Origin of the sequence: Mycobacterium sp. JS623 (assembly GCF_000328565.1) — a bacterium.
Taxonomy (GTDB): Bacteria; Actinomycetota; Actinomycetes; order Mycobacteriales; family Mycobacteriaceae; genus Mycobacterium.
The window spans coordinates 4,196,445-4,211,261 of record NC_019966.1 but is presented as its reverse complement, the minus strand read 5'-3'; the positions used below and the strand labels follow the sequence as shown (position 1 = coordinate 4,211,261).

Annotated in this window: 16 protein-coding genes; 9 read left to right on the top strand and 7 right to left on the bottom strand. The window is 65.8% G+C overall.

Annotated features, from left to right (window positions below):
* Nucleotides 1-50: 50 nt before the first annotated feature.
* The 3 genes from ctaJ to MYCSM_RS20645 all read left to right on the top strand — a co-directional run bounded on the left by ctaJ (nucleotide 51) and on the right by MYCSM_RS20645 (nucleotide 1,186).
* Nucleotides 51-293: an aa3-type cytochrome oxidase subunit CtaJ gene (gene ctaJ / locus MYCSM_RS20655; protein ID WP_015308107.1), complete on the top strand. Its 243-nt coding sequence runs from the start codon at nucleotides 51-53 to the stop codon at nucleotides 291-293.
* Nucleotides 280-756, top strand: a complete 477-nt coding sequence (locus tag MYCSM_RS20650) for a DUF5130 domain-containing protein (protein ID WP_015308106.1) — start codon at nucleotides 280-282, stop codon at nucleotides 754-756. Before ctaJ ends, MYCSM_RS20650 begins: the two co-directional genes overlap by 14 nt.
* An 88-nt stretch (nucleotides 757-844) precedes the next feature.
* On the top strand, nucleotides 845-1,186 hold the full coding sequence (locus tag MYCSM_RS20645; protein WP_015308105.1) for an HNH endonuclease: 342 nt from the start codon (nucleotides 845-847) through the stop codon (nucleotides 1,184-1,186).
* A gap of 73 nt (nucleotides 1,187-1,259) precedes the next feature.
* Here MYCSM_RS20645 and pepN read toward each other — a convergent pair whose 3' ends face one another.
* From pepN to MYCSM_RS20620, 5 genes are all read right to left on the bottom strand, one after another.
* The gene (gene pepN, locus MYCSM_RS20640) at nucleotides 1,260-3,845 is read right to left on the bottom strand and encodes an aminopeptidase N (RefSeq protein WP_015308104.1); all 2,586 of its coding nucleotides are present in this window, start codon (nucleotides 3,843-3,845) and stop codon (nucleotides 1,260-1,262) included.
* Between the two features lie 51 nt (nucleotides 3,846-3,896).
* Nucleotides 3,897-4,259, bottom strand: a complete 363-nt coding sequence (locus tag MYCSM_RS20635) for a DUF732 domain-containing protein (protein ID WP_015308103.1) — start codon at nucleotides 4,257-4,259, stop codon at nucleotides 3,897-3,899.
* A gap of 153 nt (nucleotides 4,260-4,412) precedes the next feature.
* Nucleotides 4,413-7,007 (bottom strand): xanthine dehydrogenase family protein molybdopterin-binding subunit, encoded by a 2,595-nt coding sequence (locus tag MYCSM_RS20630; protein WP_015308102.1) that lies wholly within the window; start codon nucleotides 7,005-7,007, stop codon nucleotides 4,413-4,415.
* Nucleotides 7,000-7,491, bottom strand: coding sequence for a (2Fe-2S)-binding protein (locus MYCSM_RS20625; RefSeq protein WP_015308101.1), 492 nt, complete (start codon nucleotides 7,489-7,491; stop codon nucleotides 7,000-7,002). The genes MYCSM_RS20630 and MYCSM_RS20625 overlap by 8 nt, the downstream gene beginning before the upstream one ends.
* Nucleotides 7,491-8,357 carry an FAD binding domain-containing protein gene (locus MYCSM_RS20620; RefSeq protein ID WP_015308100.1) on the bottom strand — a complete coding sequence of 289 codons (867 nt, stop codon included), beginning with the start codon at nucleotides 8,355-8,357 and terminating at the stop codon, nucleotides 7,491-7,493. The genes MYCSM_RS20625 and MYCSM_RS20620 overlap by 1 nt, the downstream gene beginning before the upstream one ends.
* A 217-nt stretch (nucleotides 8,358-8,574) precedes the next feature.
* Here MYCSM_RS20620 and MYCSM_RS20615 point away from each other — a divergent pair, with 217 nt between their 5' ends.
* From MYCSM_RS20615 to MYCSM_RS20590, 6 genes are all read left to right on the top strand, one after another.
* Nucleotides 8,575-9,183: a mycothiol-dependent nitroreductase Rv2466c family protein gene (locus tag MYCSM_RS20615; protein WP_015308099.1), complete on the top strand. Its 609-nt coding sequence runs from the start codon at nucleotides 8,575-8,577 to the stop codon at nucleotides 9,181-9,183.
* A gap of 191 nt (nucleotides 9,184-9,374) precedes the next feature.
* Nucleotides 9,375-10,781: a purine-cytosine permease family protein gene (locus MYCSM_RS20610; protein ID WP_015308098.1), complete on the top strand. Its 1,407-nt coding sequence runs from the start codon at nucleotides 9,375-9,377 to the stop codon at nucleotides 10,779-10,781.
* Nucleotides 10,782-11,228, top strand: a complete 447-nt coding sequence (locus tag MYCSM_RS20605) for a nucleoside deaminase (RefSeq protein ID WP_015308097.1) — start codon at nucleotides 10,782-10,784, stop codon at nucleotides 11,226-11,228.
* Nucleotides 11,225-12,178 carry an isopenicillin N synthase family dioxygenase gene (locus MYCSM_RS20600; RefSeq protein ID WP_015308096.1) on the top strand — a complete coding sequence of 318 codons (954 nt, stop codon included), beginning with the start codon at nucleotides 11,225-11,227 and terminating at the stop codon, nucleotides 12,176-12,178. The genes MYCSM_RS20605 and MYCSM_RS20600 overlap by 4 nt, the downstream gene beginning before the upstream one ends.
* Before the next feature lie 120 nt (nucleotides 12,179-12,298).
* Complete coding sequence (locus MYCSM_RS20595; RefSeq protein ID WP_041314541.1) at nucleotides 12,299-12,778, top strand: ribose-5-phosphate isomerase; 480 nt, start codon at nucleotides 12,299-12,301, stop codon at nucleotides 12,776-12,778.
* Nucleotides 12,779-12,780: 2 nt separating this feature from the next.
* A complete protein-coding gene (locus MYCSM_RS20590) occupies nucleotides 12,781-13,575 on the top strand; it encodes an Fpg/Nei family DNA glycosylase (protein WP_015308094.1) in 795 nt (264 codons plus the stop codon).
* A 44-nt stretch (nucleotides 13,576-13,619) separates the two neighbouring features.
* Here the strand turns inward: MYCSM_RS20590 and MYCSM_RS20585 are convergent, their stop codons facing one another.
* Entirely contained in the window at nucleotides 13,620-13,910 is a 291-nt protein-coding gene (locus MYCSM_RS20585) for a DUF1330 domain-containing protein (protein ID WP_015308093.1), read from the bottom strand.
* Between the two features lie 6 nt (nucleotides 13,911-13,916).
* On the bottom strand, nucleotides 13,917-14,732 hold the full coding sequence (locus MYCSM_RS20580; RefSeq protein ID WP_015308092.1) for a DUF1542 domain-containing protein: 816 nt from the start codon (nucleotides 14,730-14,732) through the stop codon (nucleotides 13,917-13,919).
* Nucleotides 14,733-14,817 lie beyond the last annotated feature (85 nt).

Sequence of the window (14,817 nt, the reverse complement as noted above, 5' to 3'; positions counted from 1 at the left end):
GTCGGCTCCTCCCGCGAGCGCTCGTCGCAGGCTGCGATAGGGTTTGCGACGTGAGCATCGCATTGACTCATTCCCTCCTCGGGGGCGTTCCGCTGCTTGTGCTGCTGGTGTTGGTCGCGCTCATCTACGGCGTCGGCAAGAACCGCAAGGGCCCGCACCCGGCGACCTACAAGCTGACCGAAGAGTGGACCCACGAGCCGATTCTGTGGGCCTCTGACGAACCCGCCGACCACGGCCACGGTGGCCATGGCTCGCACGTGACGGTAGGAGGCGGCGCAAGTGGCAAGTGGTGAAGTCGCTGTCGTCGACCATGCCCTTCCGGCCGAGCTGCCGCGCGGATTCGTCGTAACCACCAGCGGCCGGATCTCGGGTGTCACCGAGCCCGGCGACGTGTCGGTGACGTATCCGTTCCCGGTGAAGGATCTGGTCGTCCTCGATGACGCGCTGCAGTACGGCTCCCGCTACGCCGGGGCTCGCTTCGCGGTCTACCTGGGCGACCTCGGTGCGGACACCGCTGCGACGGCCCGCGAGATCCTCGCCAAGGTGCCGACACCCAATAACGCTGTGCTGCTTGCGGTTTCGCCCAACCAGCGTGCGATCGAGGTGGTTTACGGCGCCGACGTTCAGGGCCGCGGCATCGAGGAGTCTGCTCCGCTTGGCGTCTCGGCGGCCGCCGCGTCGTTCAAAGAGGGCAATCTGATGGACGGCCTGATCAGCGCGGTTCGCGTGCTGAGTGCCGGCGTCTCACCCCGCTGACGTAAATACCGCGAGTGTGCGAGTCTGCACACGACACGCCGGAGTTCTGTGGCAGTTTGCGCACGCTCGCGATGCATACGCTTTGTGAATGGCGGTCAGTCGCAGTCGCAAAGCACGGGCTTCCCGTAAACGAAAGCGTCGGCTCAGCGCCGTTATCAACGATCTCACCGCCGCCCAGTGGGCGGCGATCCAGGCCGCATGGAACGGCTGCGCGTACTGCGGTGCGACTGGTACGCCGCTGCAACGCGACTGCGTCATGGCGATCTCGCGAGGCGGGCGGTACACGATCGACAACGTCGTGCCCGCCTGCGCGTCCTGTAATACGAGCAAGTGCAACGAAGAAGTCACCGCATGGCTGCGTCGGAAGCGCCTCGACGAGCGCGCCTTCTTGACGCGCTACATAGAAATCCGTGCAGCGCTAGCGGTGTAGACCCGCGACGAGCGTGCGCGAAATGTACGTCAGACACGGCGTGTCGGCGTACAGACGCGCACGCTCGGCGTAGTTAGGTGACGTCGAAGGCGCGGGCGCGCAGAGCGCGCTCGACGCCGGCACGGCCTTCGAGCACCAGCCGCCGCAGCGCCGGCGGGACGTCAGGGTCGTCCAAGAACCGCGTGGCGGCGTCGAGACCGGCCTGGCTGACATCCCAAGCCGGATACAGCCCGATCACCACCGTCTGCGCTACTTCACTGGACCGCCGCTCCCACACGCCCGAAATCACGTCGAAGTACTTGGCGCTGAACGGCTTCAGCACGTCTTCCTGTCCTGGCCGGACGAATCCGCCGATGATCGCCCGCGCGGTGATGTTGGCCAAGGTGTCATCCTCGATGACCTGCTCCCACGCCGCCTCCTTCACCGCGGCCTGTGGCCGCGCGGCCGCCGCCGCAGCCGCGTGACGCTTGCCCGCTGCGGTCGGGTCGCGTTCGGCCTCGGCGTCGATGAACGGGGTTTCCGGGCCGTCGGCGTCGACGACGCCCGCGGCGGCCAGCGCCGTGACGATGCGCCAGCGCAGATCCGTGTCGATCACCAGGCCCGGCATGTTCACCTCACCGGGCTCGTTGTCCAACAACGTCGACAGCACGGCGACGTGGTTCGGTGACAGCACGGACGCGCACAGCGCGTTGACGAACGCCAGCTGATGATCTGAACCCGGCGCCGACTCACGAGCCAAGTCCAGCAGCGCATCGCCGAACGCCGGCCAACCGTTTTCGGTCGCCCACTCACGATCGGTATAGGCGCTCAGCGCCGTCTGCGCCTGCAACAGCAGCCGCTGGGCAACGCCCACTTCGGTTTCGGCGTGTACACCGCTGATGACCAGCGCGACGAAGTCGCGAGCCTTCAGCTCGGCTTCGCGAGTCATCTCCCACGCCGCCGACCAGGCCAGCGTGCGGGGGAGCGGGTCGGCGATGTCGGCGATGCGGGTGAGCGCCGCGTGCAACGACTCGGGGTCGAGCCGCAGTGAGCAGTACGTCAGGTCGTCGTCATTGACCAGGATCAGCTTGCCGCGTGAAACACCTTGCAGCGCAGGTACATCGGTGGTCGAGCCTTCGACGTCGAGCTCCTCGCGGTGGGTGCGGACAAGCTTGCCGCTGCCGTCGTCGTCGTAGATGCCGACTGCAAGCCGATGCACTCTGGTCTCGCCGGCGCCGGGCTGCGCTCCGCTCTGCGTGATCGTGAAGCGGGTGAATCGCCCGTCAGCGTCCAGATCGAACTCGGGCCGCAGCGTGTTGAGCCCGGTGGTCTTGAGCCATTGCTGCCCCCAGCCGGACAGGTCACGGCCCGACGCCTTCTCCAGTGCCCCAAGCAGATCGCCGAACGTGGCGTTGGCGAAGGCGTGGTCGCGGAAGTAATCCCTCAGGCCCGATAAGAACTCCTCCAGTCCGACGTACGCGACGAGCTGCTTGAGCACGCTTGCGCCTTTGGCATAGGTGATGCCGTCGAAGTTCACCTCGACGGCGGCCAGGTCGGGAATATCGGCGGCCACCGGATGCGTCGACGGCAGCTGGTCCTGCCGGTAGGCCCACGACTTCTCGACGTTCGCGAAAGTTGTCCACGCCTCGGCGAATTCGGTCGCCTCGGCCTGGCACAGCACCGAGGCGAATGTCGCGAACGACTCGTTGAGCCACAGGTCGTCCCACCACTGCATGGTGACGAGATCGCCGAACCACATGTGGGCCATCTCGTGCAGCACCGTCTCGGCGCGCCGTTCATACGACGCACGGGTGACCTTGCTGCGGAAGACGTAGTCCTCGAGGAACGTCACCGCGCCCGCGTTTTCCATTGCGCCCGCATTGAATTCGGGAACGAACAGCTGGTCGTACTTACCGAACGCGTAGGTCACGCCAAAGTTGTTGTGGTAGAAGCCAAATCCTTGCTTTGTCTGGGTAAAGAGCCGGTCGGCATCCATGAATTCGGCGAGCGACTTGCGGCAGTACAGGCCGAGTGGAATGTCGCCGTGGTCGTCGCTGTAGGTGTCGGTCCAGTGCGCGTACGGCCCGGCGATCAGCGCGACGAGGTAGGTGCTCATTCTCGGCGTGGTGACGAAGGTGTGCTCATGTGCATCGCCGACGCCATGCACGTGTCCGCTGGCACCGTTCGAGATGACTCGCCAATGCTTTGGCGCGGTCACCATGACGTCGAAGGTGGCCTTGAGGTCCGGTTGGTCGAAGCACGCGAACATCCGCTTGGCGTCGGCGGTTTCGAATTGGGAGTACAGATAGACCTCGCCGTCGACCGGGTCGACGAAGCGGTGCAGGCCCTCGCCGGTGTTGGAGTAGCGGCAGTCGGCGTCAACCACCAGCACGTTGCGTTCGGCGAGCCCTTCCAGCGGGATACCGGTGGACTCGTCATACCCCGACACGTCGATGCTGCGCCCGTTGAGCGTGGCGCTGCGAATCGCGTCGGCGGCGATGTCGATGTAGGTGTCGGCGCCAGGCAACGCGTCGAACTCGACCGTCGTCACCGACCGGAAGGTGCGCTCGCTCGGTTTCCCCTCGCCGTCGGTGAGGTCAAGGGTGATGCGATAGCTGTCGACGGTGACGAGGGCGGCGCGTTCGACGGCCTGCTCGCGGGTCAGATTGGGAAGTGCCACGAGTCCAACTTAGTGGCCGCCGTGACTGGGCGGCGGCCGAGCGACGTGTGACTAGATTCCCGGTATCCCGGACATGCCAGGGATTCCCAGGCCGCCCAGTTGATTCAGGAACGTCCCATTGCCGATCGAGGACATCGCCGACGGGCAGTACATCTGGATCGCGATGCCGGTGAAGAACGCCGCCATCGCGGGGTTGATGCCGTTGTTGGTGACAGTCGAGTAGATCGACGCCATGTTCTTACCCGGCTCGACCAGCATCGGACAGATCGACTGTCCAAGCTGCTCGGTGCTGGCTGGGTCGTTGTAGCCGATGCCGGCATTGGTCAGCGCACCGAGGAAATTGTTGTCGGTGAGCGGGTCGGCGTGTGCCGGCGCCGCGACGCTCATCGCCGTCGCGACCCCGACCAAAGTCACGGTCAAATATCGTTTCGATTTATTCACGGGAGTAACACTGGTTCACAGCGGTCACATCGACAACACAGTTATATAACCGTTTGCACACTATGCGTGTCCTATGCGGCGATCACTCGAACGATGTTTAGTCCACGGCCTGCTTCCAGCCGCCGTCTATCGATCGGTGCGCTCCGGGATGACGCCTGCGAGTTCGAGGATCCTGGTCGGTGGGAGATGCTGTTCTGTAATCCGGACGCCGAGGTCGGCGAGGGCATCCTCCACCGCATTGGTGATCGCCGCCGGTGCGCCGATCATGCCCCCTTCACCGACGCCCCGATAGTTGTAGGGGATATCCGTCGGCGTCTCGATGTGGTGGATCTCGATATCGGGGATCTCCATCGTGGTCGGGATCAGGTAGTCCATGAACGTCCCCGACCGGGGCTGCCCGTCCTCCCCGTACGTCGTCTTCTCGTAGAACACGGCGCCCACGCCCTGTGCGACGCCACCGCGGATCTGGCCCTCGACTATGGCCGGGTTGATCATCTCGCCGCAGTCCTCCACGACCACATAGCGAGGAATCTTCACAAGCCCGGTTTCGAGATCGACCTCGACCCAGCACACATGCGTCGACTGCGCCCACCCGCCTTCGCCGCCGTCCCATTCCCGGTGCACCCGGATGGCCTCACCACGGCCGAGCCGGTCACTGTTGCCGACCCCGCCACGCCGCATCGCCTCCTCAGCGACTTCGCGGAACGTCAGCGACATCGTGGGTACGCCCGCGACGTGAATGGCACCGTCTTCGATGACGATGTCAGCCGGCGATGCCTCCAACAGGTCCTCGGCGATGTCGACAATGTGCTCGCGCAGCGTGTGCGACGCCATCCCGACCGCACCGCCCGCCATCGCCGCCGACCGGCTTCCCCCGGTCCCCGCGAGGCCGAACGGCGCGAAGTTCGTGTCGCCGTATCTGATTCGGACGGCCTCTACAGGAAGGCCGAGCTCGTCGGCGGCCACCTGGGCGAGGGTCGTCTCGTGGCCTTGACCATGGGGCACCTGCCGGGTGTGGACCGTGACGCTGCCATCCCCTTCGAGGACTACGTGGATCGGCTCGGCGCCCATGATCGCGGAGAAGCCTGGCATGACCGCATCGAAGAACCCGGGCGGTCCCGGAGCCGCTTCGATGTAGGTTGCGAACCCGAGTCCGAGGCGGCGACCCTGCTTGCGAGCCGCCGCCTGCTCCTCTGCCCAATGGTCGAAGTCGGCGACGTCGAGAGCCTTCTCTAGGGTGGTCTTGGCCGACATGCGCACATCGAGGATCGGACCGGTGATCATCGCCCTCGGGAGCATGTCGGGACCGACGATGTTGCGCATCCGGATCTCGGCGCGGCTGATCCCCAGCTCGCGCGCTATGACGTCGAATAGCCGTTCGCGGACAAAGGTCTCGACCGCCCAGGGACCCCGGTAGGCGACATACGTCGGTTTGTTGGACGAGACCAGCTCGATGTCGAACTGCATGGCATCGAACCGGTACGGGCCGGGAAACATCGTCTGGATGATGCGGGAGAACAGAGATGCCCCGGACGGGAAGCCCGGATAGGCCCCGGCGTCCATGGTGAGCTTGGCCCGCAGCCCCCGCACCGTTCCGTCGTCCATCACCGCAGCCTCGACGGCGACCTGTTCGTCACGGGCCTGGCCGCCGAGCACGAGGTGCTCGTTGCGGTCCTCGATCCACTTGATCGACCGACCGAGGCGCAGTGCGGCAGCGCACAGGGCGACGTCCTCACGCAGCACCGTCGTCTTCGCTCCGAACGCACCGCCGATGTCGCCCGTCACGACGCGCGGGAGCCGTTCCTTTGGCGTTGCCATCAACCCGAGCAGCGCTCTGTTGAGGTGGACCATCCGCATCGGATCCCTGGCGATCTGACGCAGCATGACCGGCACCATCGGCAGCGAGTCCTTCATCATCGCCGGGTTGCTGCGAACGAAGTCGCGGACTCCGGCGAATATGGCCTTCGTCTGTTCGCGTTGGCGGACCATGTCGCGCACCGACATCCACGTCGGTTGCCGGGCCAGGCACATCGCCATCGCCCACTTGAGGCCGTGCGCCGCCTGGTGGGCTGCGTGCAACGTGAGAGTGCCGTCGGCGCCGACCTCGGCCACCGTGCCTCTGGTCTCCATCGGTTGGTTGGCGTACCGGTGCTGGCGGAACGTTTCGCTGATGATTCGATAGGCCCCGGCGAACGCAGCATCGACGTCGCCGAACGACTCCGACGCCGCGTAGACGACATTGCCGTGGGCCTTCGGCCAGATCGCCGGCCGACTGGGATCGTGGGCGTGCGCCAACGTCGCGATCGGTTCCAGCTCCTCGTACTCCACCTCGACTGTCTCTGCCGCGTCCTCGGCCACCGCGCGCGACGTCGCTATCACGATGGCAACCGGATCTCCGACCAGGCGAACGCGGTCGACCGCCAGGGCCCAGTGCCACGGGTCGTAAAGACCTGGCAGGGCGAACATCCCGATGAGCGGGTTCGTGATCGCGGCAATGTCAGGACCGGTGAAGATGGCGTGCACGCCGGGAACCGCTAGGGCGCGAGTGGTGTCGATACCGCGAATCAGGGCGTGGGGCCATGGGCTTCGGACGAATGCGGCGTGCGCCATGTTTGGGACGACGACATCATCGACGTATCGACCGCGCCCGCTCAGCAGGCGGCCGTCTTCGACCCTCCTCACGCGGGCGCCGACGAATCGCCCCATGATCTGTTCACGCATCGTTCGCCCCTCCCGCGGTGGAGGCCAACTTGGCCACGGCTTCGGCGACGCCCGCGAGGATGGATGCGTATCCCGTGCAACGACACAGGTTCCCGGAGAGCTCTTCTTTGATCTGCGCTGTCGTCGGCGTCGGGTTGTCCGCGAGCAGGCACCGCACCGTCATGAGGAATCCCGGTGCGCAGAACGCGCACTGGAATGCGTGCCGCTCCCACATCGCTTGCTGGATGAGCCCCAGTCCATCACCGTCGCCGAGCGACTCGACGGTCTCGACGATCGCTCCCTCCGCCTGCATCGCCAGCATCAGGCAGGAACGGACGGGCTGACCGTCGACCGCCACCGTGCACGCACCACACACACCGTGCTCGCACCCGAGATGCGTGCCGGTGAGCCCGAAGTGGTCGCGAAGCAATTCGGCGAGGGTCGTGCGACCCTCGACCACCGCGCGCTCGTCCCGACCGTTGACCCGAAGAGTGATCTCCTGCATCAGACATCCGCCCGTTCCGTGGTCTCGGTGAGCCCGCGGCGAGTGAGCACCCCCGCAACGTGCGCCCTGTACTCCGACGATGCGTGGTCGTCATCGGGAGGCTCCAACGCACCCGACACGACATTCGCCGCTTCCGCAAAGAGCGCGGGATCGGGAGCGTTTCCGTCGAGCAAATTCTCGGCCTGGGCGACGCGCACCGGCGTGCTGGCTACACCGAAGAACGACAACGCTGGTCGCCGCAGCAACCCGGCCTCGTCGATCTCGAGGGTCGTCACCAGCCCGACCAGCGCGAAGTCCCCGTGTCGCCTGCTCACCTCCAGCACCGACCATCGCGCGCGGGGGGGCCACGCGGGGAAGCGCACTCCGAGGAGCAACTCGTCTTCCCTCAGCGCGGATGAAAAATATCCCTGGAAGAAGTCACCCGCACTCATCGTCCGCTGTCCCGCCGGGCCCTGCACGATCATCTCCGCGCCGACCGCCACGGCGACTGCCGGCAGTTCCGCCGCCGGATCGGCATGAGCCAAGCTTCCGCACACCGTCCCCCGACTCCGGATCGCCCGATGACCGACGTGCGGCATGGCGCCGGCTACCGCGGGCGCGGCGGCGGCCATGACATCAGACCTCTCGACCTGTGCGTGTGTCACTGTCGCTCCGACTGAGACAGTGCCGTCGTCATCCACCTCGATCGACTGCAAGCCTTGCACTCGGCCGATGTCGATGAGATGCCCGAGATGGGTCAGTCGCAGGGCGAGCACCGGAAGAAGGCTCTGCCCACCGGCAAGCACCTTGCCGTCCTCGCCGTACGTTTCGAGCTGTGCGACCGCCTCGTCGACCGTGTCCGGTCGGTGGTAGTCGAACGGCGACATCTTCACTGCGCGCCTCCCCCCGACCGACCTGGATTTTACGTGTTGGGCGACGGCGGGTCCTCCGATTCACCGACAGCGCGAGACCGCCTCGAGAAGGTCGTAGCGAAAACATGACATGACATCGGAAGTGGGATCCCACAGCAGTGGGAACACGTCGGTTGGATGCGCCGTTGTGCTGAACGGACGTCTGACCTACTCCCGAAAGGACCATGTAGTAATGGCTGAAAAGTCGGTTGCGGATTTCTGGTTCGACCCGCTGTGCCCGTGGTGCTGGATCACCTCGCGCTGGATCCTCGAGGTCGAGAAGGTCCGCGATATCGAGGTCAACTTCCACGTGATGAGCCTGGCCGTGCTCAACGAGAACAAGGACGTGCCCGAGGAATATCGCGAAGGCCTGAAGCAGGCCTGGAAGCCCGTCCGCGTCGCGATAGCCGCCGAGCAGGCCAAGGGCTCGGAGATCCTGGCGCCGCTGTACGCCGCGATGGGCACCCGGATTCACAACCAAGACAACAAGGATTTCGACGTCGTCATCAAGGAGGCGCTCGAAGAGGTCGGCCTGCCTGCCGAACTGGCCGAGGCCGCCGGCACCGACAAGTACGACGAGGCGCTGCGCAAGAGCCACCACGCGGGCATGGACGCCGTCGGCGAGGATGTCGGCACCCCGACCATCCACGTCAACGGTGTCGCGTTCTTCGGCCCGGTGCTCTCGCGGATCCCGCGCGGCGAGGAAGCCGGCAGGCTGTGGGACGCCTCGGTGACGTTCGCGTCCTATCCGCACTTCTGGGAGCTCAAGCGCACCCGCACCGAGCCGCCGCAGTTCGACTGAGCGGACTGTGCGGTTTTCTGCACCAGGGTCGTTGTCGCCCGAAAATCACGACCCTGGCGCAGAAATCGGCGAACGTCCGCGGATTGCTGGGGTCGCGCACGATCTCGCCGTGGGCGACCAACCCGCTCTCGGGCCAGATTGTTTCCGGCGCGTTTACTCCGGTTGCGAGCAAGGGTCGCGGGGATGAATGTATGACGGTGACACTGACCGAACCGACCGTCCAGACTGACGGCTCGTACCGCGACCAAGTCGCCGCTGTCGAACCGGGCGGCAACGAATACATCGCCGAGGCCGACCGCCACGGCAAACCCAGCCAGTTGCTCTGGACCTGGACCTCACCCAATCTGGAGTTCGCCACGGTCTTCGTCGGCGTGCTTTCCGTCGCCGTCTTCGGCATGACCTTCTGGCAGGCGGTGCTCGGCATCGTCATCGGCACCGGTCTCGGTGCGATTGCGCATTACTTCCTGTCCGCGCGCGGACCGCTGCATGGTGTGCCGCAGATGGTACTGGGCCGACTTGCGTTCGGCTTCAAGGGAAATGCGCTGCCGGCCGTGCTGATGTCGGTGACCGCGGGCGTCGGCTGGTTCGCTACCAACAGCGTCAGCGGCGCCTACGCGTTGGCCACGCTGTTCGGGTTCGGGCCGCTGGTGGGGCTGCTGATCATCGTGCTGCTGCAGACGGGCCTCGCGTTCTTCGGGCACAACCTGGTGCAGGCGTTCGAGAAGTGGACGTTCCCGGTGCTCGCGGTGATCTTCGCGGTCGCGTCGGTGGTCATTCTGTCGAAGTCGCATTTCGGCGCGCCGCCCACCGACGGTGGTGTCGGCGGCATGGGCGGATTCCTGCTCACCGTCGGCACGGCATTCGGCTACGCCGCGGGATGGACGCCGTACGCGGCGGACTACACCCGCTACCTGCCTGCGACGGTGTCGACCGCGCGCACCGGGTTCTTCGCGGCGGCAGGCTTATTCGTGTCGTGCGTCTTCTTGGAGGTCGTCGGCGCCGCATCGGTCACCATCGGCGGCGACACGCTGGACAATCCGACCGCGTCGTTCACCAGCCAGCTTGCCTCGCCGCTGGCCAAGGCGACACTCCTGGCGATCGCGATCGGCGCAATTGCGGCCAACGCGATCAACATCTATTCCGGCGCAATGGCTTTCGTGACGCTGGGCATCAAGCTGCCCCACCACATCGCCCGGGCATTGGTCACCGTCTTCTTCGGCATGGCCGGGTTCCTGGTGGCCTGGTGGGCCTTGCCCGACGCCGCGCAAAGCTACGAGGCGTTCCTGTTGATCATCGCGTACTGGATCGGCCCGTGGCTGGGCGTGATGTTCGCCGACCAATACCTGCGCCAAGGCCAGACCGTCGCGCGATTCCTTTACGACCGCTCGTATGCGAATTGGAACGGGCTGCTGTCGTTCGCCATCGGACTGGTGGCGTCGGTGGCGTTGTTCTCCAACCAGGAAAAATTCGTCGGGTTCGTGGCCAAGGCATATCCGGCACTCGGTGATGTCACGTTCTTCGTCGGATTCCTGTTGTCCGCCGCCGCGTATCTGGTGCTGTGTCGGTCGAAGATCGCCGCGGAGCGAGTCGCCGTCTAGATGGACGTCGACTCTATGCTCGAGGTCGCCTACCAGGAGGCCCGAAAAGGCTTGGCGGAGGGCGGCATTCCGATCGGCGCCGCGTTGTTCAGTACCGACGGAGTGCTGCTCGGTGCCGGTCACAATCGGCGGGTCCAGCATGACGACCCGTCGGTGCATGCCGAAACCGACGCCTTCCGCGCGGCCGGCCGACAACGCGACTACCGCTCCACGGTGATGGTGACGACCCTGTCGCCGTGCTGGTACTGCAGTGGGCTGGTGCGTCAATTCAACATCGGCGCGGTGGTGATAGGGGAGAGCCGTACGTTCACCGGTGGGCATGACTGGCTCGCCGAACACGGTGTGTCGGTCACGGTGGTTGACGACCAGCGGTGCGTGACAATGATGGCGGAGTTCATCGCGGCCAACCCGAAGTTGTGGAATGAAGACATTGGGGTAAGTGAGTGATTGCGACCGTTGACATCTCGCACTGGCAGGAGGGTGGCGCGACGGCCGCCAAGGTAGCTGCGGCCGTCGACGGAGGTCTGCAACAAGCGGGCTTCCTCCTTGTCACCGGGCACGGAGTAGACCCGGCGTTGGGCCGCAATGTGCGCGCAGCCGCACGAGAGTTCTTCGGCCTCCCCGACGACGTCAAGCGGCGCTACTCGGTCCCCGTCGCGGGCCACGGCTGGCTGCCGCCCGGAGTCGAGGCGAATGCGTACGCCGAGGGCACCGAGACGCCGCCGGACCTCAAGGAGAGCTACAGCCTGGGTGCCGAGACCACAACCGGCGATCCGGAGGTGGATCGAATCTGGTTCGCGCCCAACGTCTGGCCCGCCGAAGTGCCGTCATTGCAGCCGCTGGTCAACGAATACACCGCGGCCATGCGTGGCCTCGCCGACGATCTGCTGGCGCTGTTCGCGTATGCGCTCGGGCTGCCGGAGAACCCGTTCGCGGCGTTGGCCAGCCGGCCGACCTGGACGATGAACATCAACCACTACCCGCCGGTGAGCGTGGTCGGTGAACCCGAGCCGGGCCAATTCCGCATAGGCCCGCACACCGACTTCGGCACGGTGACGATCCTCGACCGCGAGCAGGGTGCCGGTGGCCTGCAGGTGTATTCGGATGACGACGGATGGAGCGACGCCCCCTACGACCCCGACGCGCTGACGGTCAACATCGGCGACCTGTTGGAGTACTGGAGCGGGCGGCGCTGGCCATCGGGCCGGCATCGGGTGCTGCCACCGCAACCGCATGCGCCCGAGGAGGACCTGGTCTCGCTCATCTACTTCTACGAGGCCAACCATGACGCGGTCGTCGAGCCCTTGGCGCCGCCGATCGGGCGGGTGTCGGGGCTGGAGCCGGTCATGTCCTCGGATTTCATCAAGGAGCGGCTCGACGCCATCACCGTCGGTTGACGCTGGACCCGCTAGACCTCCGCGCGAACGACCGCGAAATGCCAACTTCCCTCGGCGTGTCGTGTACAAACACGGGCGCTCGCGACGGAGGTCGGTGCACCCTCTGCCAGAATGACCGCCATGCGCGTCTACCTGGGAGCTGACCACGCCGGCTTCGAACTCAAGCAGGCTGTCATCGAGCACCTCCGCAAGAGCGGCCACGAGCCGATCGATTGCGGGGCCTTCGTCTACGACGCGGAGGATGACTATCCGGCCTTCTGCATCGCCGCCGCCGAGAGAACCGTCGCCGACCCCGAGAGCCTCGGCATCGTAATCGGCGGCTCCGGCAACGGCGAACAGATCGCCGCGAACAAGGTGCCGGGCGTGCGTTGCGCGCTGGCGTGGAGCGTCGAGACCGCGACGTTGGCTCGCGAACACAACAACGCTCAGGTGATGGGTATCGGCGGCCGCATGCATACCGTCGAGCAGGCGTTGGAGATCATCGACGCGTTCCTGGCCGCCCAGTGGTCGAACGCCGAACGGCACCAACGTCGTATCGACATCCTCGCCGAGTACGAGAAGACCCACGTCGCGCCGCCGGTACCGGGCGCCCCCGCGTAGGGATGCCGGAAGGTCACACGCTGCACCGGCTGGCCCGGTTGCATCAGCGTCGGTTCGGCCGGGCGCCGGTGATGGTGTCCAGCCCGCAGGGCAGGTTCGTCGACGGCGCTTCCTCGGTCAACGGAAGGGTGCTGAAGAAGGCCACCGCCTGGGGCAAACACCTTTTTCACCACTATGAGGGTGGCCGAGTGGTGCACGTTCACCTCGGCCTGTACGGCACATTCACCGAAGTGCCATTACCGATGCCGCTACCCGTCGGCCAGGTACGCATGCGGATGATCGGCACCGAATTCGGCACCGATCTGCGCGGGCCGACGGTGTGCGAGGTGATCGAGGAACCGGAGGTCGCCGACGTGGTGGCCAAGCTCGGGCCCGACCCGTTGCGACGCGAGGCCGACGGCGGGTCGGCGTGGAAGCGAATTACCAAGTCCCGCAGGCCGATTGGTGCGCTGTTAATGGATCAGACGGTGCTCGCCGGGGTTGGCAATGTCTATCGCAACGAGCTGCTGTACCGGCACCGTATCGATCCGTACCGCATCGGTACACGCATCGACGAGGCGGAATTCGACGCGATGTGGACCGATCTTGTCGAGCTGATGAAGGTCGGCTTGCGCCGCGGAAAGATCATGGTCGTCCGGCCCGAAGACGACCACGGAATGCCGTCCTACGCTCCGAACCGGCCACGCACCTACGTGTACCGCAGGGCCGGCGAACCGTGCCGGGTATGCGGCACAACGATCCGCAGCGCCGAACTCGAGGGTCGCAACCTGTTTTGGTGTCCAACCTGTCAGATGTAGCGCCAACAGCGTCGTTCGCGCGATGGACGGCGCTACGCCATGCCCTAGATGCCCTTGACGAACACGAGTCGTCGACTCAGTGCGCGGTCGCGGAACGTCAACGCCTGGGCGTACTCCTCCGATGAATACCATCGCCGCGCTGTGTCCATGTCAGGGAACTCGAGGATGACGAGCCGTCGTTGCGGTGGCCAATCTCCTTCTGCCGCTTCGGGAAGCGCTGCCCGCACAAGGTAGCGCCCGCCGTGCTTCTCGATCGATGCCTTGGCGAGATTGCGGTACTGCTCGAAGCTGTCCTCGTCGAGGATCTCGACTTCGGAGATGACGTATGCGCCCATCGACTGTTAAAAGTCGCCGAAGCCGCCGCCGTCGAACCCGCCGCCATCGAAGCCGCCGCCGTCCCAACCGCCACCGTCGCCGCTGTAACCGTCGAAGCCCGAAGCGTCGGCGCCGCCACCGTCGAAGCCGCCGCCGTCCTGCGCGGCCGCGAACCCGTCGGAGTAGCCGTCGCCGTAGCCGCTCTCGAAACCCTGTGCGCCGTAATCAACTCCATGCATGCCGTCGAACAATGCGTCGAACAGCAGCACCGAGCCGACGCCCCACGCGCCTGCAACCAGAGCCGTTTTCCACCACGGCTCGGAGTACCACCCCGCCGGGACGGGACGGCCGGCGACGCGACCGCCGGGGTAGTAGTTCGGTGTGCGCTGCGACGGTGTCGGTGATGCCTCGATTTCGCGGCCCTCGTAGTTGATTCGCCGGTCCTCGGTGACGGCGCCGGCCGACCGTTGCCCGCTCAGTGACTCCAATTCCGGACCGGGGTCCATGCCCATCGCGGTGCGTGCGGCGCGCACGTAGTACAGGCCCTCGATGGCGCTTTCCTTGGCCAGAGCAGCTTGTCGCACCGTGGTGGCCTGGTCGATCTGTGACGACGCGGCGGTGTAGCGCTCAGACGCGTCGGCCATCGCCTGCTTGGACGCGTCGTCGGTGCCGGTCAGGTTCAGCACTTGGCCGCCGAGTCGCTCGATGAGCCGACGCGCATCGGCCTTCGCATCGTCCAGCGACGCCGCGTTGCGCCTGCCCGTCGCCTTCGATGAGCTGTAGACGGCAAACGCGATAGCGCCGATGACCACGATGATGAGCACGAGCAAGGCCCCGTTCATGGCGTCCAGCGTACCGACGGGAGATCGCACGAAACTCGGTCGCGAATTACGCCCAGAGCGGAGTCGACAATCCACGGCATGGTTT

What these genes read in the sequence shown, in the direction of transcription:
- MYCSM_RS20645 (WP_015308105.1), top strand. Translation starts at nt 845, where the DNA reads ATGGCGGTCAGTCGCAGTCGCAAAGCACGGGCTTCCCGTAAACGAAAG.
- MYCSM_RS20630 (WP_015308102.1), bottom strand. Translation starts at nt 7,007, where the DNA reads ATGCGTGAACAGATCATGGGGCGATTCGTCGGCGCCCGCGTGAGGAGG.
- MYCSM_RS20625 (WP_015308101.1), bottom strand. Translation starts at nt 7,491, where the DNA reads ATGCAGGAGATCACTCTTCGGGTCAACGGTCGGGACGAGCGCGCGGTG.
- MYCSM_RS20620 (WP_015308100.1), bottom strand. Translation starts at nt 8,357, where the DNA reads ATGTCGCCGTTCGACTACCACCGACCGGACACGGTCGACGAGGCGGTC.
- MYCSM_RS20615 (WP_015308099.1), top strand. Translation starts at nt 8,575, where the DNA reads ATGGCTGAAAAGTCGGTTGCGGATTTCTGGTTCGACCCGCTGTGCCCG.
- MYCSM_RS20610 (WP_015308098.1), top strand. Translation starts at nt 9,375, where the DNA reads ATGACGGTGACACTGACCGAACCGACCGTCCAGACTGACGGCTCGTAC.
- MYCSM_RS20605 (WP_015308097.1), top strand. Translation starts at nt 10,782, where the DNA reads ATGGACGTCGACTCTATGCTCGAGGTCGCCTACCAGGAGGCCCGAAAA.
- MYCSM_RS20595 (WP_041314541.1), top strand. Translation starts at nt 12,299, where the DNA reads ATGCGCGTCTACCTGGGAGCTGACCACGCCGGCTTCGAACTCAAGCAG.
- MYCSM_RS20590 (WP_015308094.1), top strand. Translation starts at nt 12,781, where the DNA reads ATGCCGGAAGGTCACACGCTGCACCGGCTGGCCCGGTTGCATCAGCGT.
- MYCSM_RS20585 (WP_015308093.1), bottom strand. Translation starts at nt 13,910, where the DNA reads ATGGGCGCATACGTCATCTCCGAAGTCGAGATCCTCGACGAGGACAGC.
- MYCSM_RS20580 (WP_015308092.1), bottom strand. Translation starts at nt 14,732, where the DNA reads ATGAACGGGGCCTTGCTCGTGCTCATCATCGTGGTCATCGGCGCTATC.